Genomic DNA, 24,312 nt, shown 5'->3' on the forward strand with positions numbered 1-24,312 from the left:
CGTCGGCCGGACGCTTTTATCGGATACCGCGGCCACTCCGCGTCGAGATGAGCGATCACTCGCGGGACGAAAACGGCCAGCGGGAGTCAACCAGGCGATCGGTCCTCGGCGGGGCCGCCGCCGTCGCTGTCGGCGGTCTCAGCGGTCTCGGCGCCCTCGCCGCGTCGAGCGAGCCGGCGGCCGCGGTCGACGGCGACCCCGCGGCCTTCGAGGCGGGCGACGCCCCGACGGTCACCAGCAACGACGGACGGGTCGAGTCCGTCTACCTCTCGCCCGCCGTCGAGGTGTCGTGGACCGATTTCTCCGAGGGCGTCGAGCGGGTGACGCTCACGCTCGCCGCGGGGAGCGACGCCGGCGTCGACGAGGTGTACCGCGAGACCCTCACGGCGGCGGACCCCGGAGCGACGCCCGGGGACGTCGCGTCGATCGCCGGATCCGACGGCGAACAGACCGACGCCGCCTCCGACGCCCCGCCCGACTTCAGCGCGGTCGACGGCGGCCTCACCACGCGGTTCGAGCGCGCCGACGCGACCGCCCGGGGCGACGCGGTGACGAGCGAGTCGCTCTCCGACGCGGATCTGTCCGGCGGCGAGACGGCGACGACGACGCTGGACGTGGTGTTCCGCGCGGACGTCGCCGGCGGCGGCGACGAGGCGACCGTCGTGCGGACGACGACCGTCGACGTGACGGTCGAGAACCCCGCTGGCGACGCGTCCGCGGGCGGGTCGATCGAAATCGACGCCCTCTGAGAAGTGACGGCCACGCGTCCGATCGGTCACCGCTCCCGTTTCGCCTCCCGACCGAGGTGCTCCTCGACGGCCTCGACCTTCCGGTCGGCGGTCGTCTCCGCCGCCCGCTTGTCGTCGATCTTCAGGACCGTGGAGACGCGGTCGCCGTCGACGGCGTCGTGGGCGGCCGCGGCCGCCGCGAACAGCGTCTCGGCGTCGTCGGCCTCGATCACGGTCCCCATCGGGTTCGTCTCGTAGCTCACGTCGAAGTCGTCGAGCGCGGCGACGGCCTTCGCGACCTCGCCCGCCATGCTCCCCTCGGTCACCGGCGCGACGCTCAGGAGTGCGATCGCTGTCATGGCTTTGGGTGCGTGGTGCGACCACTTAAGCGGTCGTCAGAGATCGGAACGACCGCGTCGACCAGTCCGAAGCGGTCGGTTATACGTAGATGACCGCGGATCGACGGTAAACGTCTCCAAAGCCCCAGCCGATCGGTTATAAGCGGCTGATCGGGTACCGGTGGTGAACACCGCCAAAGCCCCAGCCGCGAGGACGGCGCACGCTCGCTGCGCTCCTCACTCGATCGCTCACTTCGTTCGCTCTCTCGCTGCGGTGCTTACATCGCCTGCGCCGTCCTCGCGGCTGCCCCTTTGAGTCCCACCCACGCAGCACGGCAACCCCACTCCTCCCCAGCCTCGTCGCTGGCGGCGACAGCCGCCAGCGACTCCCTCGCGCGACGCTCCTCGTGGCCTACCGGCCACTCGGAGGCGCGCGCCACCGCCGATGATCACTTGCGTCGACCCGCCGGAAACGGTCACTCCAGCGCGTCTTTGAGGAACGACAGCTGATGGCCGATCGCCGGCTCGAAGTCCTCGCCGAGCGGGGAGAAGTGGTCCGCGGGCATGGTGACGACGGTCCCGCGCGACAGCTTCTCGCCCGCGGCGACCACCGCGTCGCTGTCGACGATAGTGTCGTCGGTACCCGCCAGAAGCAGCGTCGGCGCCCGGATCTCGCCGATCCGCTCGACGGGTCGGTAGCTCGCCACCCGCAACAGCGACCGCGCGGGCGTCTCGTTGCGCCACCGCGACTCGCGGTCGACCAAGTCGAGGTACTTCCGCTTCGTGCCCGGCTCCGTGATCGCGGCGAGCTCCTCGGTGCTCCCGACGATCGGGACCGTGCGCCCGCGACGGAGCCGATGGCCGAGCAGGTCGCGGACTCCCGCGGCGCCCGAGCGCGCGAGGTACTTCGCGCCCCGGCGGCGGGCGATCGCCCGCCCGTCGAGCATCGGGACCGCGGCGATCACGGCGTCGACGTCGCGCCGCTCCGCCGCGAGCGTAAGGACGTGCGCCGCCGACAGCGACGCGCCCCACAGCACTCGGTCGCGGCCGACCGCGTCGACCCGTCGGAGGCGGTCGATCGCGGCCTCGTAGTCCGCGCGCTGGCCCTCGGGGTCGACGAGCTGCGAGTCGCCGTCCGACTCCCCGAACCCGCGGTAATCGAAGAGAAACGCGGCGTAGCCGGCGTCGGCGAACCGCTCCGCGACCGCCGGGTAGCCGAAGCTCCGCTCCGCGCCGAGCCCCGGCGCCATCACGACGACTGGCGGGTCCTCGCCGTCGCCACCGGGGAGGTAGAGGGTGCCGAGGCAGGTGTCGCCGTCGACGTCGAACGCGAGCTCGCGGGTGGCGAACCGCTCGCGCGGCGGCCGGCCGAGCCGTCGCTGCGCGCGGTTCACCGGGTCTCTGCGGGTCACGCGTCGTCCCCCGCCTCGGCGGGCTCGGCGTCTGCGGCCGACCCGTCGGTCTCGGCGTCCCCGTCGGTATCGCCGCCGGCGTGCGTCAGCGTCTCCAGCACGCGCGTCGAAAACTCCGTCTCGCTGATCTCGTAGGCGATCAGCTCCTCGAACCACGCCGCCTCCGCGTGCCACGTCCCGAGCGCGTCGCCCGGCGAGCGGACCACGGTCGCCTCGACCCGGACGGGGTCCCACGCGTCCGCCTCGGCGCGGTCGATCAGGGCGTTGAGCGCGCGCCCGATCTCGCCGTGGTGCACCTCGCGGCCGGGAAACGCCGTCATGTACGTGAGATCCAGCGGGTCGCCGCCGTCGACGGCCTCGACGCTGATCCCGTAGCTGCGGAGCGCCGGCTCCACCTCGGTCGTCCGCTCGTCGCCGGTCATACGCGACCCACGTCCGGACGAGATAAATCGGTACCGGCGTCCGGACGGCGCCGTCGCTCGACGCGTGAGGAAGCGCTCGTTCCGAAAGCCGCGGACGGGGGAAGGCCGTCGCGATCGACGGCCGGGATCGGTTTTGTCAGAGGCACACGATTGTCCCGCGCGGCCGTCTGGCAGTACTCCGTGAAATTATATAAAATCTCGGGAGGATTCCCGATCGGTGATCGGTCGGGGCGAAACCGCCCGGTGTCCCGCGGACGAGTCTCCGGTTTCGGGCACCCTTTATCAGTGTCGCGTGACAGGATCGGATATGCTCCGGGGGACGGCGACCGCGCTGACGCGCTCGGCCGACGGGACCGGCGTCCTCGTCGTCGGCGGGGTCCTGACGCTGCTCGCGTGGGTCCTCACCCCGGTCTGGGTCGCCGGCGCGCTGCTTTTCCCCCCGCTCGTCCTGCTCGCGCCGCTGGCGCTCGCCCCCGCGTTCGTCGCCCGCGGCTACTTCGTCCGCCTCCTCGCCGGCGGGATCGCGACCGGGAACGCCGACGGCGCGCCCCCCGTCGTCGCGTGGAACGATCTGTACCGAGACGGCCTCAAGGCCGCGCTCGTGAGCGCCGTCCTCCTCGCACCGCTCGCGTTCGGGATCGCGCTCGCTGCCCTCGCCGGCGGCGCTCTCGGGACCGGGCTCGTCGATCCCGCCCCCGTCGTCGGCGCCGTCAGGACCGCCCTCGGAGAGGACGGCGTCGCGGCCGTCGTCGGGGTCGCCGGCGGGCTCTCCGGGGCGGTCGCGGCGGCGTACCTCCTCGCGTTCGCGTACGTCAGGCCGGCGGCGCTCGCGGCGTTCGCCGCCTCCGGACGCCTCCGAGACGGTCTCCGACCGCGTCGCGTCGCCCGGGTCGCCGGCTCCGGCGCGTACGCCACCGCGTGGGTCGTGGCGGCCGGGACGCTGGGCGCGGGCTACGCGCTGGCGGGGCCGTTCGTCCCGCTCGTGGTCGGCGCGGCGCTCGTCTTCGCCGTCCGGGTCGCCGCGTACGGGCTGTACGGGCGGGGCGCGGCGGCGACGCTGGAGGTCGGCGACGCGGGCGACGGGAGCGAGGCGACCGATCCGACCGCGGCGGAAGCGGCCGAGGGAACGTCCGACCTCGCCCGTCCCTCGCTCCCCGAGGTGCCGCCGGCGGTGCAGACGGGACGGACCGTCTCGCTCGGCGGAGTGAGCGTCGTCAGGACGGGGGCGACGGAGGCGCGCACCGACGGCTCCGCGGACCGACGGGCGGGCGGCGTCGAGGCCGGCGGCGGGTTCGAGTGGTACGCACCCGAGGGGGAGTCGGCCGAGCGCGACGCGGCTGCGGCCGACGGCGCTCGCGGCGCCGACGGCGCGGTCCGCGTCCGCAACGCGGGCAGCGCCGCAGACGCACCCTCCGACGACGAGTTCGAGTGGAGCGTCGACGTCGCCGACCCGGAAGACAAGAGTTGATACGCGGCCGGGGCGACGTTCGGGCATGCGCATCTCCGAACGGGGCTACGGCGAGGAGGGCCGCGAGCGGCTCACCCTCGTCCCCGAGAACGTCGACGACCTCTGGCACCTCGCGCACGTCCTCGAACCGGGGGACCTCGTCGAGGGCGACACCACCCGTCGGATCCAGCGGAACGACGACCAGATGCGGGACACCGGAGGCCAGCGCGAGCACCTGTTCGTCACGCTCCAAGTCGACGACGTGGAGTTCGCCCGGTTCGCCAACCGGCTCCGCGTGTCGGGCGTGATCGTCGGCTGCTCGCGCGAGGACCAGCTCAACGCCCACCACACGCTCAACGTCGAGGAGCACGACGAGATCACGGTGGAGAAGCACTTCAAGCCGGACCAGACCGAGCGGCTGGAGGAGGCGACCGAGGCCGCCGAGAACCCCGACGTGGCCATCGCGACCGTCGAGGAGGGGGCCGCCTACGTCCACACGGTCCAGCAGTACGGCACCGAGGAGTACGCCTCTTTCACGAAGCCGACCGGGAAGGGCGACTTCTCCCGGCCGCGCGAGGAGCTGTTCGCCGAGCTCGGCGAGGCGCTCGCGCACCTCGACGCCGACGCCGTAATCTTAGCCGGACCGGGGTTCACGAAGCGGGACGCGCTCGACTACATCGAGGAGGAGCACCGCGATCTGGCCGAGAATATCACCACGGTCGACACCTCCGCCGCGGGCGACCGCGGCGTCCACGAGGTGCTCAAGCGCGGCGCCGTCGACGAGGTCCAGAAGGAGACCCGGATCTCCAAGGAGGCGACGCTCATCGACGACCTCACCGCCGAGATCGCACAGGGGGCGAAGGCGACCTACGGCCCCGAGGACGTGGCCGAGGCCGCCGAGTTCGGCGCGATCGAGACCCTCCTCGTGGTCGACGAGCGGCTCCGGCAGGAGCGGCAGAACGAGGGCGACTGGGCGATCGACGTCAACGAGGTTATCGAGTCGGTCGAACAACAGGGCGGCGACGTGGTCGTCTTCTCCTCGGAGTTCGACCCCGGTCAGCAGCTCTCGAACCTCGGCGGGATCGCCGCGATCTTACGGTACCGGCTGCAGTAAGGAAACTGTGCGGCGCAACGTCTATTTATAGACAGTCTGTGCGGTGGCGCGCGCCTCCGAGCGGCCGACAGGCCGCGAGGAGCGCGTGCGAGGGAGTCGGTGGTCCGGAGCAACGCGGAGGACCACCGACGAGGCTGGGGAGGTGTGAGGAGCGGTTGCGGTGCGGTCGGGTGGGACTCAAAGGGGCAGCCGGGAGGACGAAGCTCGACGACGCAAGCACCACAGCGAAGGAGCGTCAGCGACTGAGCGAGGAGCGCAGCGAGTCGCGCGAGTCCTCCCGGCTGGGGCTTTGGAGGTCTTCACCGTCGATCTCCGATCAACTGCGTATAGCCGAGCGGCTGGGGCTTCGGAGGTCTTCACCCCGTTATAAACTGCTTATAAACGTCAACGAGTCCGTTGGAGATGTCGAACGCCGAATCTCCTCAGTCGTTTATTCACCAGTAAGCGCCTCGCTCGCGGGCGCGAAGTCGATCGGCTGTCCCCGACCCTTCTCGCTCGCGCGCTCGTAGAGCATGTGCGCGGCCGCGACCGTCTCGACCCCGGTGCCGCCCGAGTCGAACACGGTCACCTCCTCCTCGCTCGTCCGACCGGGATGCTCGCCGGCGACGACCTCGCCGAGGTCGGCCGCGACGTGGTCCTCGTCGATCAGCCCCGCCTCGACCGCGGCGAGGAACGACCCCGCGTCCTGCGTGGCCCGCGCCCGGAGGTCGGGGACGTAGGTGGCCCGCGCGACGAGCTCGGGCGGCAGCTCGTTCTTCTCCGGGTGGTACTGGCCCATCGCGGTGACGTGGGTGCCGGGCTCCACGTCGGCGTCGGAGATTACGGGGTCGCTCGCGGTGGTCGCGGTGATCGCCACGTCGGCGCCGGCGAGGGCCTCGCTCGCGCTCTCGGCCGCGGACACGTCGGCGTCGAGCCGATCGTCGAACGACTCGGCGAACGTCTCGCGGTTCTCCGCGGTCGGGGAGAACACCCGAACGGCCTCGAAGTCGCGCACCGTCGCGGTGGTCGCGAGCTGGCCGCGGGCCTGCGCGCCGCTCCCGATCACGGCGATCTCGGTCGCGTCGGCGCGGGCGAGCGCGTCCACCGCGACCGCACCCGCGGCGCCGGTCTTGAACGGGTTCATCGAGGCGCCGTCGAGCAGCGCCAGCGGCTCGCCCGACTCGGCGTCGAAAAGCGGCGTCATGAACCACGCGTCGCCCGCGCCGAAGCCGGCGGAGTAGGAGTAGCCGCCCATCGCGCCGGTCTCCGGGAGGACCGCGGCGTAGGTGGTGAACATCCCCGGCGGGTCGCGGTTGAACAGCTTCGTCCGGGGCTCCGCGGGCGCTCCCTCGCCGATCTGGCGGTAGGCGTCGCGGACGACCGCGACGTAGTCGGCCGGCTCGGCGAGGTCGTCGACCTCGGCGCTCGTGAGGAACAGGGCGTCGGTCATACCGGTCCGGTCGGGCGCGGGGGACTAAACCGTACAGGGAACGGGAGCGGTCACCGCGGCCGGGAGAAGCGCTACTTCAGTCGGCGCCGCCGGTCCGCGATCGGCCGGTCCGAGAGCGGCCGACACGCGATCGACCGGCGGAACGCTCCGCGGCGCGGTCGTTCCGGGCGCGCGGCTCGCCCGCGACTGGGGCCTTGACGAATATCGCGTGGGCCATGACGACCCCCGCGACGAGTGCGCCCCCGGGAAGCGCCGCCGTCAACGACAGCCCGGCCAGGTTCAAGACGGCGGTCACACCGATCAGCGCTGCCGGAATGAGCCCGAGAACGTAGTCGTAGTACCCAGTCATGATCCAGTTAATACTACTGCAAAATCGCTATTAAATCTTTCTCAGGGTTCGACGTGACACTTCGAATGATCACATCGAACGATCGCATAAGTTATGGCGACGTATTCGTCGGTGGTCGGCGGGAGGCGACGTGACGGAGACGGTCGGGGACAATTCGCGCTCGGAACGGGGATGGAAAGCGAGTTCGAGACCGCGAATCGGCGGGTCGGAACGACGACGCGGCCGGTCAGAACGCAAACGCGACCGCCTATCGAAGTTTGAAGTACAGCGCGCGCCAGCCGCCGAGCGCGACCGATCCGGTCACCAGCATGACCGCGGCGAAGGTCAGGGCGGCGCTCCCGCGGAAGACGAACTCACGCAGCGCCAGTCCGACGACGGCGGCCGGGATCCACGACCGGATCACCAGCGGGACCGACGACTTCGCGGTCTCGACGGCGCCGGCCGAGTACGCGCCGATAAGCGGCGCGACGAGCACCCACCCGATCAGGAAGGGCGCGTACACTTCCAGCAGGTAGAGCGGGTTCGCCAGGAGGAAGTCGGTCGTCACGTGGTTGAGCGTGCCGACGGTCAACAGGACGATCAGCGCGATCAGGTCCCCGACCGCGAGGGGAACGGCGTCGCGGTCGAGACGCGTTTCGAGGAACGACGAGTCGGCCATACCGACCCGTCGGAGCCGCCCCCACTTTGTACGTACGGATTCGCTCCGGCGGTCGAGCGGGCCGCCGGTCGCGACGCCGCCGATCGAGAGACCGCTACTCGTAGAGCGGGTGCTCCTCGCAGAGCTCGACGACGCGCTCGCCGACCTCGTAGATCACGTCCTCGCTGTCGACGTTGTCGACGACGCGGTGGATGAGGTCGCCGACCTCCTCGATGGCGTCCGCGTCGAACCCGCGGGTGGTGACCCCGGCGGTGCCGACGCGGATCCCCGAGGGGTTGAACGGCGAGCGCGTCTCGCCGGGGACCGTATTCCCGTTGAGGACGATGTTTGCGGCCGCGAGCGCATCCGCGGCGTCGCCGCCCGGCAGGTCCGGGTGCGAGTCCCGGAGGTCGACCAGTACGAGGTGGTTGTCGGTGCCGCCGGAGACGAGGGAGAACCCGTGGTCCTGCAGCGTCTCGGCGAGCACGTCGGCGTTGTCGACCACGTTCTGCGCGTACTCGTCGAACGAGGGGTCGAGCGCCTCCTTGAACCCGACCGCCTTGCCGGCGATGTTGTGCATGAGGGGACCGCCCTGTCCGCCGGGGAACACGGCCTTGTCGACGTCGTCGGCGAACCGCTCGTCGCACATCACGATCCCGCCGCGGCCGGCCCGGATCGTCTTGTGGGTGGAGCCGGTGACGAAGTCGGCGACGCCGACCGGCGAGGGGTGGACGCCGGCGGCGACGAGCCCGGTGATGTGGGCGATGTCGGCGAGGTGGTAGGCGTCGACCGCGTCGGCGGCCGCCTGGATCTCCTCCCAGTCGACGGTGCGCGGGTACGCGGAGTAGCCGGAGACGACGATGTCCGGCTCGAACTCCTCGGCGGCCTCGCGGAGGCCCTCGTAGTCGATGTAGCCGGTGTCAGCGTCGACCTCGTACTGCTCGACCTCGTAGATCTGCCCGGTGAAGTTCGCGGGGTGGCCGTGCGAGAGGTGGCCGCCGTGGTTCAGGTCGAGCGAGAGGATCTTGTCGCCGGGCTCTAGGACGGCGTAGTAGACGGCCTGATTCGCCTGCGTCCCGGAGTGGGGCTGGACGTTGACGTGGTCGGCGCCCCACAGCTCCTTCGCGCGCTCGATCGCGAGCTCCTCGACGTCGTCGGCGTACTCGCAGCCGGCGTAGTACCGCCCGCCCGGGTACCCCTCGGCGTACTTGTTCGTGAGGACGCTCCCCTGCGCCTCCAGCACCGCCTCGCTGACGTGGTTCTCGCTGGCGATCATCGCGAGCGTCTGCTCCTGCCTGTCGCGCTCCCCGGCCAGCGCGTCGGCGACCGCGGGGTCGACCTCCCGGACGTGCTCGTGGTCCATGTAGGAACCCCCGTCCGATCGCGCATTAATCCTTGCGTCACGTCGGTGACTGCCCGGCGCTCCCGTCGCAACACCCCGAACGATCCCGACGACTCACGCCGGGAGAGATCGTCGAAAGATCGTATCCGTCAATTTCGCAGGTCTCGGGGCCTGAAACCGCGTTGTTCACTCTCCTAATCCCGTTAATATTAAATACGCAACTGTCTTTTATCCCGAAAGATAGATGGTATCGAATTTACTGGAGACAGACGTCGAAAATGTCCTCGACGCGGCGTTCGCGGGGGACGACGAGGAGCTGTTCGTCGTCGATCCATCCGCCGAGACGATCGTGTCGCTCGTCGAGGTGGCGATCGGTCGCGACGACCTGCCGGAAATGTCGATGCTCGTGGAGGAACGAACGCTGAAGAACGTGATGGAGGACTTCCTCGTCGCGTCGAAGGCGGCCGACCTCGTCGCGGACGGCGAGCTCGACCTCCGCGTCCTCGACGAGGCGGTCGACAACGCGCTGTTCGTCTCCGCGTCGCGAGTCGTCGTGCTCGTGAGTAGCGACGACCACGTCGCCGCGCTCACTTCGGACGACGAGGAGTTCGTCGACGAGGTGTTCGAGACGCACAGCGCCGCCTTCGAGCGGGCCGAGACGTACGGCCTCCGCACGCCCGCGATCAGCCGCGTTCGCGAGTCGATGGCGGACGAGATCGGCGAGGCCACCCGCGAGGACTTCGACGTCGTACTCGACGCGATAGGCTCCGCCCGCGGCGACGACGGCGGGCTCGACGAGGTGACCATCTCCCTGCTCGTCGCCGCGAAGAACGACGTGCTCCTCTACGACATCTCGAAGTGGGGCGAGGACGTGGGAATCGCCTCGAAGGCGACGTTCTCCCGCACGAAGACCCGGCTCGAAGACCTCGGAGTCATCGACACCGAGAAGGTCCCGATCGACGTCGGCCGCCCCCGCCTCCGGCTCAAACTCGGCGACGAGCGCCTCCGCGGGCTCGACGCGGACGAGCTCGCCGCCGAAGTCGTCGAGATGCTGGCGTAGGGACCGACAACGAGACTCGAACCGCCTCCCGCTTCGGCGCCCCCGACCCCGCCCGCACCGACACCGTCACCCGCGGGTTTTTTTCGCCCCTTCGCATTGGGAGTGACATGGACATCGGACTTGTCGGCGACGGCCCCGCGGTCGAGGCCGTCTCGGCCGCGCTCGGCGACGTCGACGTGAACGTGATGCCCGTCGAGGCGGAGTTGCTCGACGGGTTCGACCTCGGGGTCGTCGTCGACACCGCCGGCTCGGAGACATTCGCGACCGCCGACGCGCACCTCGACCGCTGGGTCGCGATCGAGGTCGGCGGGCTCGGCGGCGTTCCCCTGGAGCCGGTCGACGCCGCGGTGACCGCCTTCGACGAGACCTGCTACGACTGCCTCCGGCGACGCGTCGCGAGCGGCGGGGCCGAGGCGGCCGACGCGCCGGCCGGCCGTCGGTCCGCCGTGCGCTACGCCGGCGCGCTGGCCGGCCGACGGGTCATCCGACTGCTCGCCGGCGACCCGGTCGCCGACACGGTCGCGGAGGTGCCGGGCGGCGAGCGGACCCTCCTCCCGGTTCCGGGCTGCGACTGCGGCGACGACCCGGGCGACGCGCTGCCCCGGGAACACGAGGAGCGGTCGCTGTCGGACGCGATCGACCGCGCGGAGCGGGCGGTCGACTCCCGGGTCGGCCCGCTCTCGCAAGTGGGCGAACAGGAGTCGTTCCCCGTGCCCTACTACGTCGCCCGGGTCGCCGACACGACGCCCTTCTCCGACGCGCGGGCGGCCGAGTTCGGCGGGGGCGCCGCCGCCGGCTGGGACGCCGCGTTCATGAAGGCGCTCGGCGAGGGGCTAGAGCGGTACGCCGCCGGCGTCTACCGCGAGGCGTCGTTCACGCGCGCGCCGGCCGCGAACGTCGCGAACCCCGTGACGCCCGACGCGTTCGTCCGGCCCGAGAGCGCGGAGCCGTACGCCCGCGACGACCGGCTCCCGTGGGTGACCGGCGAGGGCCTCGGGACGGGCGAGGTCGCGAGCCTCCCGGCGGAGTTCGTTCACTTCCCGCCGCCGGAAAAGCGGTACCGACCCGCGATCACGACCGGGCTCGGGCTCGGCAACTCCGGGCCGCACGCGGCCCTGTCGGGGCTCTACGAGGCCGTCGAGCGCGACGCCACGATGACCAGCTGGTACTCGACGGCCGATCCCCTCGGGATCGAGGTCGACGACGAGGGGTTCGCGGAGCTTGAGAAGCGCGCCCGCGCCGAGTCGCTGACGGTGACGCCCCTCCTCGTTACGACCGACGTCGACGTGCCCGTCGTCGCGGTCGGCGTGCACCGCGAGGGCGAGTGGCCCCGCTTCGCGGCGGGCTCCGGGGCTGACCTCGACCCCGCCGCAGCCGCCCGGAGCGCGCTCGCGGAGGCGCTCCAGAACTGGACCGAGCTCCGGTCGATGGGCCCCGACGCGGCCGCGGAGCAGGGCGCGGCGATCGGCCGGCACGCCGACTTCCCCGAGGAGACGCGGGCGTTCTTCGACCCGGACGCGACGGTCCCCGCCGAGTCGCTCGGCGAGCCGGAGCTGTCCGGCGCCGACGAGCTGGACGCCGTCGTCGACCGCGTCGAGCGGGTCGACCTGGAGCCGTACGTCGCGCGGACGACGACACGGGACCTCGCCGCGCTCGGCTTCGAGGCCGTCCGCGTGCTCGTCCCCGGCGCGCAGCCGCTGTTCACGGGCGACCCGTTCTTCGGCGACCGCGCGAGCGACGTGCCCCGGTCGATGGGGTTCGAGCCCGAGCTGGAGAAGGCGTACCACCCGTTCCCGTGATTCGCGGAAGCCGGGCGCCGTCCCGCGCTCGCGATTGCCCCATCCCGCCGGTTTAAGCCGCTCGCAACCTCCCACTCGCGCATGGACGTACTCCCGGACGCGGACATCGAAGCGGTCGAGGCGGTCGACGGCGTGTTCCTCACGCAGGGCGCCGCCGGCGACGAGACGAGCATCCAGCGGTTCGTCATCGACCCCGGCGCCGAGGTCCCCGAACACGACCACCCGCACGAACAGGTCGGCGCGATCACCGAGGGGGCGATCACCTTCGTCGTCGACGGCGAGGAGCGCGTCGTCGGGGCGGGAGACACGTACGTAATCGCAGGCGGCGAGCCGCACGCGGCGCGCAACGACACCGACGAGCGAGTCGTCGGCTACGACATCTTCTCGCCGCCGCGGACGAACCCGGACTGGCAGGAGTGATCGCTTATAAATAGACGTGCGGTGGCGCGTGCCTCCGAGTGGCCGATAGGCCACGAGGAGCGCGCGCGAGGGAGTCGCTGGCGGCTGCCGCCGCCAGCGACGAGGCTGGGGAGGGGTGAGGTGCGGGGCGGTGCTGTGCGGGGTGGGACTCAAAGGGGCAGCCGCGAGGGCGGCGCAGGCGATGCAAGCACTGGAGGGAGCGAGCAACGCGAGCGACTGAAGCGCGCAGCGAGCGTGCGCCGCCCTCGCGGCTGGGGCTTTGGAGGTGTTTACCGTCGATCGACAGTCAACCGCTTATAACCGAGCGGCTGGGGCTTTGGAGGAGTTCGCCGTCGATCCACTGCTAACCGTTTATAAGCGAACCTCTCAGTCTATATCGCGATCCGAGTATGGGGGCAACGCCCGCCACTGCCACGCACCCTTTATCAGTCGCTCTCCTACCAGAGAATCAACCATGGCACGCGCGAGCGCCGGGGCGCGGCTCCACTTCGGCTTCTGTAACCTCAGCCTCTCGCACGAGCGGCTGTACGGGGCCCTCGGGCTCGGGCTCGCTGAGCCGCGGGTCGTCGTCGACGCGGAAGCCGCCGACTCGGTCACCGTCACGATCGACCCGGGCCCCACCGACCCCGCGATCCGCGACGACATCCGCCAGTACGCGGCCACCGCTGTCGACCTCCTCGGCGTCGACGGCGCCCGAGTCACGATCCACAAAACGCTCCCCCGCCACGCCGGCCTCGGGAGCGGCACCCAGCTGGCCGCGGCGACGCTCGCGGCCGTCGCGGCCGCCCACGGGGAGGAGCCCCGCGTCCGCGAGCGCGCCCCGGCGCTCGGCCGGGGCGGGCGCTCCGGCGTCGGCGTCGCCACGTTCGAGGCGGGCGGGTTCGTGCTCGACGCCGGCCACCCCACCGCGCGGTTCACCACCGACCGCCCCGCCGACGGGGAGTGGACCGTGCCGCCGGTGGCCGCCCGCCACGCCGTCCCCGACGACTGGCGGTTCCTGCTCGTGCGCCCCGACGCCGACCCGGGGAGGAGCGGCGAGGCGGAGGACGACGCGATGCGGACCGCGGTCGAGCGCGCGGAGCCCGGGATCGCCGACCGGATCGGGGGGATCGTCACCCGGCGCGTGCTCCCCGCGATCGCGACGGGGAACGCCGAGCGCTTCGGCGCCGCGGTCGCGGAGATCGGTCGGCTGAACGGCGCGTGGTACGCCGACGAGCAGGGCGGCGTCTACCGCCCGCCGGTCGGCGACGTGGTGGCGTCGCTGTCGGCGTCCGCGGCCGTCTTCGGCGCCGGGCAGTCGTCGTGGGGACCGACCGTGTACGGGGTCACCGACGCCGCGAACGCGAGCGCGGCCGCGATCGCGGGCGAACGGGCCCTCGACGAGGCGGGAGTCGACGGGTCGGTCTCGGTCGTCGAGGCGGCCGACGGCGGGGCGCGGGTGACCGGGGACGGGCGGGAGTGAGGGCGGGGAGGTGACGAGCGCGGACCGCCAACGAGCAACAACACTAAGCGGAGCGCCCTCCCCATACGGGACATGCCGAGTCTTCCGTTCGGCGTCGCCCGGCTCGACTCGATCCTCGAGGGCGGGGCGCCGCCGGGGAACGTCGTGTTGCTCGCGGGCGAGTCCGGCGCCGGCGCGCGCGAGTTCCTGTACACCGGCGCGGCGATGAACGCCCTCGGGCACGCCGACGCGGAGCTGTTCGACCTCTACTACGGCGACCTCCCCGCGGACGCCGAGCTTCCGGACGAGGTCCACTACATCTCCTTTACCGCCGACACCGAGGCGATCACGCGGGAGATGGGGTACACGATGGCCGACGAGATCGTCGACGCCGCGATCGACGGGATCGAGTTCCGGGACCTCTCGCCGGAGTACTTCCAGCTCAGCCCGATCCCGCGCGACTGGTACGAAGACGAGACGGCGTCGATCAAAGAGCTCGGCGACCGCGGCGAGTACGAGGACGTGCTGACCGCGTTCGGCGACTACCTGTCGGCGCACGCCGACGACAGCCTCGTCTGTATCGACTCCGTGACCGACCTCGTCTCGATGGTCGACGAGGACACCGAGTGGAGCGACGTGGCGATGGTGATGAAGGGGCTCAAGAAGGCCGCCTACGACTGGGGCGGACTCATCCTCGTGTTGGTGAACACCGACTCGATCTCCGACCGCGAGTTCGGCGCGCTGATGGACGCCGCCGGCGGCACCCTGCAGTTCACCTGGGAGAGCGGCAGGTCCCAGCGCGCCCGGACCATGTTCGTCCGCGAGTTCCGCGGCGTGCTCTCGCGGTTGGAGTCGGAGAACATCGTCCGGTTCGAGACCGAGATCCACGAGGGCGGGTTCGACATCAGCGACGTGCGCAAGATCCGGTAGCGCGCCCGCGGCCGTCTCGACGCGGACCGCCACCCCCCGAGTATCGATCCGGAGAACGACGCGACAGGTTACTTAAGTCTGCTCGCTTAACGGGGCGTAGATGACGGAGGATCCGCGATGAGCGACCTCGATCCGACCGACGGCAGCGACGGCGTCGCCGCGGAGGCCGCGGCCGCGGCCGCCGCCGACGAGGCCGACGTCGATCGCGAGGAGCTGGTAAAGCGCGCCGTCGTCGCACTCGCGGACTCCGAGGGGATCGACGTCCCGGACGCGGAGGAGGTAGCGGCGATCGAGGCGCGGCTCGACGACCTTGACGCCGAGGTCGACGAGAAGGTCGAGGACCTCCGGGAGCGGTTCGTGGAGCTGTACCGCGATCTGGAGTCGAAGGCCCCGGCCGGCCACACCCACGAGGAGACGGCCGAGCGGCTGGACGCGATCGCGACCGACCTCGACGCGGTCGCCGGCCGCCTCGACGAGGTCGAGGCCGAGGCGGCCGCGACGGCGACCGTCGGCGAGGCGGTCGAGGAGACGATCGACGCCGTAGACGACCGGCTCGCCCGCGCCGAATCACGGATCGACGAGGTCGGCGATATCGACGACATCGACGAGCTCCGGGATCGCACCGAGGCCCTCGACGACCGCGTCGGCGACCTCGACGATATCGAAGAGAAGCTCTCGCGGGTCGCGAGCGCGGTCGTCAGGGTCCGCCGGCGGCTGGAGGCGGCCGAGCGCGACCGCGCCGACCGCGAGCGGCTCGACGCCCTGACCGCCGCCGCGAACCGCGCTGGCGTCCGGAAGGCCAAGTGCACGAACTGCGGCGACACCGTCGATATCGGGCTGCTGACGGCGCCCGAGTGCCCCCACTGCGGTCGTCGATTCGAGGAGCTGGAACCGAGCACGGGGTTCCTCGGTACCTCGCGGCTGGTCGTGGGAGACCCGCCGGCGCTCGACGGAGAGGTGGACGGCGACGCCGCCGGGTCCGCGGGGGCGGCGGGACAGGAGACGACCGGCGGCGACGTGAGCACCCGCGGTGCCGACGGGGGGCGGTGAGTCGTGACCGAGGACGGATCGGATCCGGTCGACGGGGGGGAGCCGCTCGACGACGCGGACGACCCGTTCGACGACGAGTCGCTCGCCGGGAGCGACGATCTCGACGAGGTCGACGACCCCTTTGCCGAGTTGGGTGAGGGCGAGTCGAGAGAAGAAGTCGGAACCGACGCCGAAGGCCCGCTCTTCGGCGAGGCGACGGGGATCGACGGCCGCGATCCGGTCGACGCGGGCGTCGGCGACGACGGTGCCGCGGCCGGTGCTCGTTCTCGTTCGCCCGCGGGCCGGGGCCGAGGGGAGACCGACGACCCCTTCGACGAGCTCGGGACGGCGGGCGGCGAGACCGACGCGGAGCTCGACGAGGCGTTCGAGCGGATGGACGTCGGCGGAGTCGCGGAGGAGGACGTCTGGGACTCGCTCGACGAGGACGCGGCGAGCGGGTTCGGACCGGTCGGCGAGTTCGGCGGCGCGGCCTCGGAGGCGGACGCGACGGGCTCGGGCCTCGGAGGGGACTTCGCCGACGCCGGCCGCGAGCGCGTGATCTCGAAGCGGACGTACTGCCAGCAGTGCCCGCACTTCTCGGCGCCGCCGGAGGTCGCCTGCGGCCACGAGGGGACGGCGATCCTCGAAGCCGTCGGGTTCGACGAGTTCCGCGTCCGGAACTGCCCGATGGTCGACGACGACGCGCCCACGTTCGACGCGCCCCACGAAGAGTAACCGAAACCAGGTACTCTCGGCTTTCGGATAAGCGTCGAGCGGTTTCTGAACACGCTCAAGGGACTCGGGTTCCGAGAGCGTGTCGTCCGTGGGAATAGTTCGACGATTGGACGATCGGGGCGTCGCGTTCGGGCCGGGAGCGCTTACCGGAGCGATAGGGGATTCGATTACGGTGATCCCGCTGGTCGTCGCGCTCGCGCTGCTGACTGACGTGTCGCTCCCGCACGCGCTCGTCGGATTCGGGGTCTTTCAGATCGTCTGGGGAGTCCGGTACGGGCTCCCGGTGTCGGTCGAGCCGATGAAGGCGCTCGCGGCGCTGGCGATCGCCGGCGCCTTGACGTACGCGGAGCTCGCGCTCGCCGGGCTCGTCCTCGGCGCGCTCCTCCTCGCGATCGGGCTCACGGGGACGCTCGCGCGGGTCGAGCGCTGGATCGGCGAGCCGGTGATCCGCGGGGTGCAGTTCGCGGTCGGGCTGGTCCTGCTCGAGACAGGGGTCGACCTCGCGGTCGGCGACCCCGCCCTCGCGGCCCTCGGGGTGGCGATCGCCGCGGCGGCCGCGCTCGCGGGCCACGGGAAGGCGAGCGCCCTCGCGGTCGCGGTCGCGGGGATCCTCGTCGCGCTCGTCACCGCCGGGCTCCCGGTACCGCGGTGGCCCGGAGCGCCGCCGGTCCTCTCCCCGCAGATACTTTCCGGAGCGGTCACCCGGAGCACGGCCGACGGGATCGCCGCACAGCTCGCGATGACGATCGGGAACGCCGCGCTGGCGACCTCGCTCCTCTTCGCCGACCTGTTCGACGCGGAGGTCACGCCGGACGAGCTCTCGGCGAGCATGGGCGCGACGAACCTGATCGCGGTGCCGCTCGGCGCGATCCCGATGTGTCACGGCTGCGACGGCGTCGCCGGCAAGCACGCGTTCGGCGCTCGGACCGGCGGCGCGAACGTCGTGCTCGGCGTCGGCTACCTCGTCGCGGTCCCCTTCGCGACGCCCGCGCTCCTCGACGCGTTCCCGGTGGCGATGCTCGGCGCGCTGCTCGCGATCGTCGCCGTCTCGCTCGCGCGCAACGCCCTCGACTCCGAGAACGTGGCGCTCTCGGTCGCGATCGGGCTCGCGGCGCTGGCGACGAACCTCGGCGTCGCGTTCCTGCTGGGGATCGTCGCGCACCTCGCGTGGGAGCGAGTGGGAGAGGGCGAGGAGGAAGACGATCACTTATAAAAGAACGAAGCGGTCGGCGCGTGCCTCCGAGTGGCCGCCGAAGGCGGCCGCGAGGAGCACGCGCGAGGGAGTCGGCCGACCGGAGCGAAGCGACGGGAGGCCGACGAGGCTGGGGAGGCGTGAGGTGCGGTGCTGTGCGGGCGGGGTGGGACTCAAAGGGGCAGCCGGTGAGGCGGGCGCAGGCGATGTAAGCACTGGAAGGAGCGAACGCAGTGAGCGACTGAAGCGCGCAGCGAGCGTGCGCCCCGCCTCACCGGCTGGGGCTTTGGAGATGTTCACCGTTGATCCGGCGTCAGCGGTTTATAAGTGATCGGCTGGGAATTTGGAGGTGTTCGACAGCGAACCGAACGCAACCATTTATAAACGAACGTACGCGTCAAAATCGGAGCCCGCGATCGGTCCGCTCGATAGTTATAAAACGTCGTCCAACGCGTCCATCACTTTATCAACCCGTTCGATCCGCGCGTTGTGCCCCATGTGCCCGACTCGCAGGATGTCATCGCTTAGATCCCCCAACCCGGTCGCGAGGAGCAAGTCGTGTTCCTCCCGGAGCCGCGTCTGCAGCTCCTCGGCCCGCCCGGGCACCTCGAAGGCCGTCACGGTCGGCGAGCTGCGCTCGGGGGCCGGAAACGGCTCCAGCCCCAGCTCCGCGCCGCGCTCGCGACACCGCGCCGCCGCCGTCCGGTGTCGCTCTCGGACCGCGTCGAGCCCCTCGTCCAGCCACAGCCCGAGCGCCGCGTCGAGCGCGACGACCTCGGTCGTGAGGTGGGTGTACGGGAACCCCTCCGACGTATCTCGCCACGGGAGGAAGTTCGTGTACAGCGAGTGCGGGTCCCGCTCCTCCATCGCCGCCCACGCGCGGTCGCTGATCGCGGCGGTGGTGAGCCCCGGCGGCGCGCTGAAGCACTTCTGGGACGCCCCCAGACACACGTCGATCCGCTCGGTGGGCACCCGCACTCCGCCGAGTGACGAGACGGCGTCGACGACGGTGCAGATCTCCCCGTCCGCCTCCTCCAGCAGGTCGAGCGCGGGGCCGAGGTCGTTGAGCGTCCCCGTGGGCGTCTCGCAGTGGACCATCGTCGCGAGGTCGAACTCGCGGTCGTCGTCCGCGAGGACCGACTCCAGCTCCGCGATCGGGAGGGGGTCGTCGTAGTCGGTCGAGAGCAGCGTCGCCTCGCCGCCGTAGTCCGCGACGAAGTCGGCGAACCCGTCGCCGTAGAGCCCGTTCGAGAGGCACAACACCTCCGTCCCGGGCTCGACCAGCGAGGCGATCGCGGCCTCTAAGCCGAGAATTCCCTCGCCGCCGGGGACGACGACGTCGCGGGTCGCCCCTCCCGCCGACCCGTCCCGAGCGTCGCCGTCCGGATCGATCCCGTACACCGTCGCCAGCCGGTCGGTCAGTCGGTCGTAGATCCGGTGGAACTCAGGGTCCACGTCGGGGTTGATCAGCTCGCGGCTCATCGCGTCGCGGACGGGGGCGGGGACCGCGGTGGGTCCCGGCGTCATGAGCATACGCCGTCACTCGCGTCCATCGGTATAAGGGCGCCGTCGCGGGTCGTGACCCCCACCGTCCGACCGCGCCGATACGTTAATACGTTTCTGTCGCCTCGGTTTGGCCATAATGATGCTTCCGACCCACGTGCTCGGCGGGATGCTGCTCGCCGCGCCGCTGGTGCGCGTGGCCCCGGAGCTGGCGCCGATCGGCTTCGTCGCCGGCTTCCTCGGGGGGCTCTTCCCGGACCTCGACATGTACGTCGGCCACCGGAAAACCCTCCACTTCCCCGTGTACTACGGCCTGTTCGCGGCGCTGGCCCTCCTCGCGGCCCTCGTCGCGCCGTCGGCGGCGACCGTCGCCGCCGCCCTCTTCCTCCTCGGCGCGGCCCTCCACAGCGTCGCCGACATGTACGGCGGCGGGTTGGAACTGCGCCCGTGGGAGGGGAACTCCGACCGCGCCGTGTACGACCACTACCGCGGGACGTGGATCGCCCCGCGACGCCTCGTGCGGTACGACGGCGCGGTCGAGGATCTCGCGCTGTCGGTGGGGCTCGCGCTTCCCCTCCTGTTCCTGGTCACCAGCCCGCTCCGGGAGATGGTGCTCGGCACGCTTCTCGTCGCGGCCGTGTACACGATGACGCGGCGGTACCTGGCGGAGCTCGCGGCGCAGATCGCCCCCTACGCCCCGGACGCGCTGTCGCCGTTCCTCCCGGACCGGTACGTCGACGACGACCCGAAGCGGTAGCCGCGAGTCGCGGTCGTCGCTACCACGTCCTCAATCGAGCCCGTCGATCGCGCGCGCCGCCTCGAGCACCTCCTCGTGGAGCGCCCCGTTCGAGACGACGAGCCCGGTCGAGTCGTGTCGCCAGCGGTTCCCCTCCAGATCCGTCGCCTTCCCGCCGGCCTGCCGGACCATGAACACGCCGGCGACGGAGTCCCACGGGTTCGCCCGCAGGTTCGAGATCGTTCCCTCCAGCCCGCCCGCGGCGACGGTCGGCAGCACGACCTGCGCGGCGCCGAGCCGGCGCAGGTCGCCGAACCGCCGGACGATCGCCTCGCAGGCGGCGGCGTACTCGTCGCGGGAGTCGTGGTCCCACCACAGCGTCGGGTCGACCGTCGCCCGCCGCGGGTCCGACGCGTCGCTGACGGACATCGGCTCCCCGTTGCGGTACGCGCCGTCCGCGCCGGCGGTGTAGGTGTCGCCCAGCGCGGGCGCGACGGTGGCCGCGGCGACCGCCTCGCCGTCGACGACCGCCGCGACCGCGGTCCCCCACACGCGGATGTCCCGGACGTAGTTGTGCGTGCCGTCGATCGGGTCGATCACCCACGCGGCGCCCTCCTCGGGGACGGTCTTGCGCTCGTCCTCCTCCTCGCCCACGATCGCGTCGTCCGGGAACGACTCCCGAATAGCCTCGATGACGGTACGCTGGGCCGCGCGGTCCGCCTCCGTCACCACGTCGTCTTCGCCTTTGGTCTCGACCGCGATGTCGCTCCGGAACCGCTCGTTCGCGACCCGCGCGCCGGCCCGCGCCGCGCGCTCGGCGACCGCGGCGCGCTCGTCTGCGTCGGTCATGGTCGCCCTGTGCCGCCCCGAGACGTATAAACGTCGATTCCTCGAACGCCTACCCGAAGAATAATTAACTCGGTTCCGAATCTGAGTATACTTAAGTGTATTCGGGACACACGGAGTCGTATGGAACCCGAAGAAGCGGTCCGCCAGCTCGAGTACGCCATCGACGCTTCGCTCGACGAGACCGGACAGCGCACGGCCGCCGGCTACCGGCCCACCTTCGAGCGCGTGGCCGACCGCGGCGACGGGAAAGCGGTGTACCAGCTCGCCTGTGACCTCGCCGGAGAGGTCGCCGCCGGGGACTGTCCCCGACCGGCCGAGGCGAACGCGACCGCCGAGCGCGTCCTCGGTGATCGAGCGTACACCGACGGCGGGGCGTAAGGGCAGATCGCTTTCCCGACCGACTCGTTTTACAGCCCGATTCGTTCTCCCAGTTCGGGCGCGCTCGCCTCGAATCCGTCCTCTCGCAAGTCCGCCGCGAACGCCGCACAGCGGTCGCCGTGGTTCACGAGCACCCGCGATCCCCTATAGGAGTCCAAGAACGACTCCAGCCCGCCGCGGTCGGCGTGTGCAGAGAAGTCGAACGACTCGACGCGGGCACTGACGGGGCGTACTCGTCCGTTTATCGCCAGCCGGCCGTGGTCCTGTAGCTCTCTTCCGGGCGTCCCCTCGACCTGATAGCCCGTCAGCGTCACCGTATTGGTCGGATTTCCCCGGATCTCCGGGAGGTACGAGTGAACCGGTCCCCCGGCGAGCATTCCGGAGGTGGTAACGATCAGTTCGTTGTCGTCGGCGATCCGCTCGCGCTGGCCGTCGCGGCCGGTGACGAAGCGCGCGGCGCCCGCCGCCCGGCGGAGCGCCTCCGGGTCGCGCAGGAACTCCGGATGCCGGCGGACCAGCCGCGTCACCTCGACGCCCATGCCGTCGACGTAGGGGGTCAGGTCGTTGGCGTCCGCGACGAGCATGAGCTCCTGGGTCCGCCCGATCGCGAACGCGGGGGCGACGACGGTGCCGCCCTCCCAGATCGCCGTCTTCACCCGCTCCGCCCAGCGGTCCTCGACGGCGCGACGGTCCTCGTGGGTCACGTCCGCGTACGTCGACTCGCAGATCACGGCGTCGGCGTCGGGACGGTCGGTCGTACCGGCGACGAGCCGCTGGTCGTCGGTGTGGAAGTCGCCGGTGTAGAGGAGGCGGGTGTCACCGTCATCGATCAGGACGTGCGCCGACCCCGGGATGTGGCCCGCGTCGAACAGCGTCACCTCGTAGGCGGTCCCGCCCGCCTCGACGACGAACGGCTCCCGGTAAGCGTGCCGCCCCTCGACTTCGCCGAGCCGCGCGACGTGCTCCTCTGAAAAGGGACAGAGGGGGCTGTTGCCGTGGAGCTTCAGGGTGTCGCGCGCCAGCGTCCGGGCGAGCTCCGCGGTCGGTGGCGTCCAGTGGATCGCCGGTCGGCGGTCCCCCTTCAGGAGGGCCGGCACCGCGCCGACGTGGTCGAGGTGGCCGTGCGAGACTACCACCGCGTCGGGCTCGGGGTCGCGGAGGGGGTACTGCGGGGGATCCGCGGTCAGCAGACCGTAATCCAGGAGGAGCGCGTCGTCGACGAGGACCGCGCTCCGACCCACCTCGCGGGCGCCGCCGAGGAACTCGACCTCCATGCGAGAACTCACTCGCCCGCCGCGTTAGTGCCCGTCGGTCCCGGCGTCTCCGGATCGCGATCCGGACGAATCGAGGCCCGGGCCGAGGACCGGAAGCGGGCCGAAGACCCACACCCACGCCGCGAGCGTGAGCGCCCCCGGAAGCTCCGGGAGCGCGAGTCCGGACACCGGCCACCAGCCCGCGACGAACGTCGCCCAAACGGCGACGTGGAGGACGGCGAACGCGAGGGCGACGCGCCCGGTCGCCGTCCCGCGGCGCGCGAGCCCGTCGATGGCGAACGCGACGGTGATAAGCGTATAAAAGCCGATCGCGGCCGGGCCGTGAAGCGGTTCCGTGAGGTCGAAAATCCCGACCCCGGCCATGGCGACCATCGCGAGCGCGAGGACCGCCGCGCGGACCGTCCCCGCGATTCCGCGCTCCGAGGACGACAGCCGGAGCCCGAAGGCGTAGCCGACGCCCGCGACGCCGCCGAGTATCAGCCCCCAGTTGAAGGCGAGAGCGCTCCGGTCGCGGACCCCGAGATCGGAGAGCGCGTCGGTCGCCCACGAGAACGTCGGATCGAGGAGGACCGCGGCCGCGATTCCGCCGAGCGCGAACAGAGTGGCCGCGGCGCCGAGGGCACGCGTGGCGGCGACACGATCGGTGCCGGCGGTGTCGACGGCGCCGGCGGACATCGAGAAACGACCTCAGTCGAGGCGCTCCGCGGCGTCCCGCTGGACCAGCGGGTCCGCGTTCTCGGCGGGAAGGGTGACGACGTCCTCGCTCTCGAGGTCGTACTCCCGCTCGTCGACGCCGAATATCGCGCCCACGTCGCGAGTGATCTTGACCGTGGCGCGGTCGGTTGCGTCGGGATCGGCGGTGTCAGGGGTATCCGCGGATTCGGAGGCCTCGCCGACCCTACCGTCGTCGCCGACCTTCTCAGTCCCCTCGTCGGCGCCCGTTCCCGGCGCCCCGGGGGGAGCCGGTTCCGGCGAGACCTCGGTCGGGTCGTCGGGGGCGGTCGCGTCGTTTCCGCCGGCCGGGCCGTCGGCTGGCCGCGATCCGCCGTCGGGCGTGGCGTCGAGGGCGTCGGCCACCTCCTCGTCCGACCCGCCCATCGCGCCCGCGAGCGCGTCGCCGCCCTCCTCGACCTCCGCGCTTCCGTCGTCCCCGCTCGGCGGCGTTTCGGTCCGCGTCTCCGCCGGGGGTTCGGGATCCGGCGCGGGCGGCGCCGGGTCGGCGGCGCTCTCGTCGGTCGGAGGGGCGGAGTCAATCCCGTCCGTCGGGTCTTCCGCCTCCGTCGGGGGCGTCCCGCCGAGCGCGTCCGCGGGCGACACGTCGCTTTCCGTCCCCGTCGCGTCGGCCGACGCAGGGGGGGCCTCGCCGGCGAGCACGTCGAGCACGCGCGACTTGTTATCGGTGATTCGCTCGACGAGGTCGTCGAACAGCTGCCGTTCCTCCGTGGTCATGCCGTCTTCGTCGACCGGCATGTCCGCCGCCGCGAACGACGCGAGCTTGACGACCTTGCCGACGCGGCGCTCGTACAGCGCCTCCGCGACCTCCTCGGCGGTTTCGACCTCGTCCGACATCCGCCGCACGTCGTCGTCGGAGAACGGCTTGTCCACCTGCTCGGCGCGGCGGTCGCGGGCCGCGCGCAGGTCGGCGACGTAGGCGGCGACGTCGTCGTAAAAGGAGTCGCGCAGGTGCTGGAGGCTGTCCTTGCGGCGTTCCTTCGCCTGCGCGGATCGGAGCTCGTCGAGGTTCATTT

The 24,312-nt window shown here is 71.5% G+C and carries 25 protein-coding genes; 13 read left to right on the forward strand and 12 right to left on the reverse strand.

Features of this window, described 5'->3' with window-relative positions:
- Positions 1–47 precede the first annotated feature (47 nt).
- Positions 48–749, forward strand: a complete 702-nt coding sequence (locus tag EDM04_RS12590; protein ID WP_123622620.1) for a hypothetical protein — start codon at positions 48–50, stop codon at positions 747–749.
- A 26-nt stretch (positions 750–775) separates the two neighbouring features.
- Here EDM04_RS12590 and EDM04_RS12595 read toward each other — a convergent pair whose 3' ends face one another.
- The 3 genes from EDM04_RS12595 to EDM04_RS12605 all read right to left on the reverse strand — a co-directional run bounded on the left by EDM04_RS12595 (position 776) and on the right by EDM04_RS12605 (position 2,900).
- The gene (locus EDM04_RS12595; protein ID WP_123622622.1) at positions 776–1,087 is read right to left on the reverse strand and encodes an MTH1187 family thiamine-binding protein; all 312 of its coding nucleotides are present in this window, start codon (positions 1,085–1,087) and stop codon (positions 776–778) included.
- Between the two features lie 455 nt (positions 1,088–1,542).
- Positions 1,543–2,478 carry an alpha/beta hydrolase gene (locus EDM04_RS12600; protein ID WP_123622624.1) on the reverse strand — a complete coding sequence of 312 codons (936 nt, stop codon included), beginning with the start codon at positions 2,476–2,478 and terminating at the stop codon, positions 1,543–1,545.
- Positions 2,475–2,900, reverse strand: coding sequence for a hypothetical protein (locus EDM04_RS12605; RefSeq protein ID WP_123622626.1), 426 nt, complete (start codon positions 2,898–2,900; stop codon positions 2,475–2,477). Before EDM04_RS12605 ends, EDM04_RS12600 begins: the two co-directional genes overlap by 4 nt.
- 307 nt (positions 2,901–3,207) lie before the next feature.
- Between EDM04_RS12605 and EDM04_RS12610 the strand changes: the two genes are divergently transcribed.
- Together EDM04_RS12610 and EDM04_RS12615 are read left to right on the forward strand one after the other, a co-directional pair.
- Positions 3,208–4,368: a DUF4013 domain-containing protein gene (locus EDM04_RS12610; protein WP_123622629.1), complete on the forward strand. Its 1,161-nt coding sequence runs from the start codon at positions 3,208–3,210 to the stop codon at positions 4,366–4,368.
- Between the two features lie 25 nt (positions 4,369–4,393).
- Complete coding sequence (locus EDM04_RS12615) at positions 4,394–5,461, forward strand: mRNA surveillance protein pelota (protein ID WP_123622631.1); 1,068 nt, start codon at positions 4,394–4,396, stop codon at positions 5,459–5,461.
- Positions 5,462–5,891: 430 nt separating this feature from the next.
- Here the strand turns inward: EDM04_RS12615 and EDM04_RS12620 are convergent, their stop codons facing one another.
- The 4 genes from EDM04_RS12620 to glyA form a co-directional block, all read right to left on the reverse strand.
- Positions 5,892–6,890, reverse strand: a complete 999-nt coding sequence (locus tag EDM04_RS12620) for an ornithine cyclodeaminase family protein (RefSeq protein ID WP_123622633.1) — start codon at positions 6,888–6,890, stop codon at positions 5,892–5,894.
- A 76-nt stretch (positions 6,891–6,966) separates the two neighbouring features.
- Complete coding sequence (locus EDM04_RS12625) at positions 6,967–7,239, reverse strand: hypothetical protein (protein WP_123622634.1); 273 nt, start codon at positions 7,237–7,239, stop codon at positions 6,967–6,969.
- A gap of 247 nt (positions 7,240–7,486) precedes the next feature.
- Positions 7,487–7,897 (reverse strand): DUF3054 domain-containing protein, encoded by a 411-nt coding sequence (locus EDM04_RS12630; RefSeq protein WP_123622636.1) that lies wholly within the window; start codon positions 7,895–7,897, stop codon positions 7,487–7,489.
- 94 nt (positions 7,898–7,991) lie between these two features.
- Positions 7,992–9,239: a serine hydroxymethyltransferase gene (gene glyA / locus EDM04_RS12635; protein ID WP_123622638.1), complete on the reverse strand. Its 1,248-nt coding sequence runs from the start codon at positions 9,237–9,239 to the stop codon at positions 7,992–7,994.
- A gap of 223 nt (positions 9,240–9,462) precedes the next feature.
- Here glyA and tbsP point away from each other — a divergent pair, with 223 nt between their 5' ends.
- From tbsP to EDM04_RS12675, 8 genes are all read left to right on the forward strand, one after another.
- On the forward strand, positions 9,463–10,278 hold the full coding sequence (tbsP, locus tag EDM04_RS12640) for a transcriptional regulator TbsP (RefSeq protein WP_123622640.1): 816 nt from the start codon (positions 9,463–9,465) through the stop codon (positions 10,276–10,278).
- Positions 10,279–10,385: 107 nt separating this feature from the next.
- On the forward strand, positions 10,386–12,077 hold the full coding sequence (locus EDM04_RS12645; RefSeq protein WP_123622642.1) for a YcaO-like family protein: 1,692 nt from the start codon (positions 10,386–10,388) through the stop codon (positions 12,075–12,077).
- Positions 12,078–12,158: 81 nt separating this feature from the next.
- The gene (locus EDM04_RS12650) at positions 12,159–12,497 is read left to right on the forward strand and encodes a cupin domain-containing protein (RefSeq protein ID WP_123622644.1); all 339 of its coding nucleotides are present in this window, start codon (positions 12,159–12,161) and stop codon (positions 12,495–12,497) included.
- Positions 12,498–12,951: 454 nt separating this feature from the next.
- On the forward strand, positions 12,952–13,959 hold the full coding sequence (locus EDM04_RS12655; RefSeq protein WP_123622646.1) for a beta-ribofuranosylaminobenzene 5'-phosphate synthase family protein: 1,008 nt from the start codon (positions 12,952–12,954) through the stop codon (positions 13,957–13,959).
- Positions 13,960–14,031: 72 nt separating this feature from the next.
- Entirely contained in the window at positions 14,032–14,868 is an 837-nt protein-coding gene (locus EDM04_RS12660; RefSeq protein ID WP_123622649.1) for an HTR-like protein, read from the forward strand.
- Between the two features lie 117 nt (positions 14,869–14,985).
- Positions 14,986–15,918 (forward strand): hypothetical protein, encoded by a 933-nt coding sequence (locus tag EDM04_RS12665; protein WP_123622650.1) that lies wholly within the window; start codon positions 14,986–14,988, stop codon positions 15,916–15,918.
- A 3-nt stretch (positions 15,919–15,921) separates the two neighbouring features.
- Positions 15,922–16,632, forward strand: a complete 711-nt coding sequence (locus tag EDM04_RS12670) for a hypothetical protein (RefSeq protein ID WP_123622652.1) — start codon at positions 15,922–15,924, stop codon at positions 16,630–16,632.
- A gap of 88 nt (positions 16,633–16,720) precedes the next feature.
- Complete coding sequence (locus tag EDM04_RS12675) at positions 16,721–17,845, forward strand: putative sulfate/molybdate transporter (RefSeq protein WP_123622655.1); 1,125 nt, start codon at positions 16,721–16,723, stop codon at positions 17,843–17,845.
- 411 nt (positions 17,846–18,256) lie between these two features.
- On the opposite strand, the gene EDM04_RS12680 is transcribed toward EDM04_RS12675, so the two are convergent.
- Positions 18,257–19,357 (reverse strand): alanine--glyoxylate aminotransferase family protein, encoded by a 1,101-nt coding sequence (locus EDM04_RS12680; protein ID WP_123622656.1) that lies wholly within the window; start codon positions 19,355–19,357, stop codon positions 18,257–18,259.
- Positions 19,358–19,466: 109 nt separating this feature from the next.
- Here EDM04_RS12680 and EDM04_RS12685 point away from each other — a divergent pair, with 109 nt between their 5' ends.
- Complete coding sequence (locus EDM04_RS12685; protein ID WP_123622658.1) at positions 19,467–20,084, forward strand: metal-dependent hydrolase; 618 nt, start codon at positions 19,467–19,469, stop codon at positions 20,082–20,084.
- Between the two features lie 30 nt (positions 20,085–20,114).
- On the opposite strand, the gene EDM04_RS12690 is transcribed toward EDM04_RS12685, so the two are convergent.
- On the reverse strand, positions 20,115–20,912 hold the full coding sequence (locus EDM04_RS12690) for an inositol monophosphatase (RefSeq protein ID WP_123622660.1): 798 nt from the start codon (positions 20,910–20,912) through the stop codon (positions 20,115–20,117).
- Between the two features lie 120 nt (positions 20,913–21,032).
- Between EDM04_RS12690 and EDM04_RS12695 the strand changes: the two genes are divergently transcribed.
- Complete coding sequence (locus tag EDM04_RS12695) at positions 21,033–21,290, forward strand: hypothetical protein (protein ID WP_123622663.1); 258 nt, start codon at positions 21,033–21,035, stop codon at positions 21,288–21,290.
- 29 nt (positions 21,291–21,319) lie between these two features.
- Here EDM04_RS12695 and EDM04_RS12700 read toward each other — a convergent pair whose 3' ends face one another.
- Genes EDM04_RS12700 through EDM04_RS12710 form a run of 3 tightly spaced genes read right to left on the reverse strand, consistent with a single transcriptional unit; the run spans position 21,320 to position 24,310 of the window.
- Positions 21,320–22,564, reverse strand: a complete 1,245-nt coding sequence (locus EDM04_RS12700; RefSeq protein WP_123622664.1) for an MBL fold metallo-hydrolase — start codon at positions 22,562–22,564, stop codon at positions 21,320–21,322.
- Positions 22,565–22,588: 24 nt separating this feature from the next.
- Entirely contained in the window at positions 22,589–23,239 is a 651-nt protein-coding gene (locus EDM04_RS12705; protein WP_123622667.1) for a DUF998 domain-containing protein, read from the reverse strand.
- Positions 23,240–23,251: 12 nt separating this feature from the next.
- Positions 23,252–24,310 carry a hypothetical protein gene (locus tag EDM04_RS12710; RefSeq protein ID WP_123622669.1) on the reverse strand — a complete coding sequence of 353 codons (1,059 nt, stop codon included), beginning with the start codon at positions 24,308–24,310 and terminating at the stop codon, positions 23,252–23,254.
- Between the last annotated feature and the right edge of the window lie 2 nt (positions 24,311–24,312).

This window comes from Halorubrum sp. CSM-61, from assembly GCF_003781945.1.
Taxonomy (GTDB): Archaea; Halobacteriota; Halobacteria; order Halobacteriales; family Haloferacaceae; genus Halorubrum.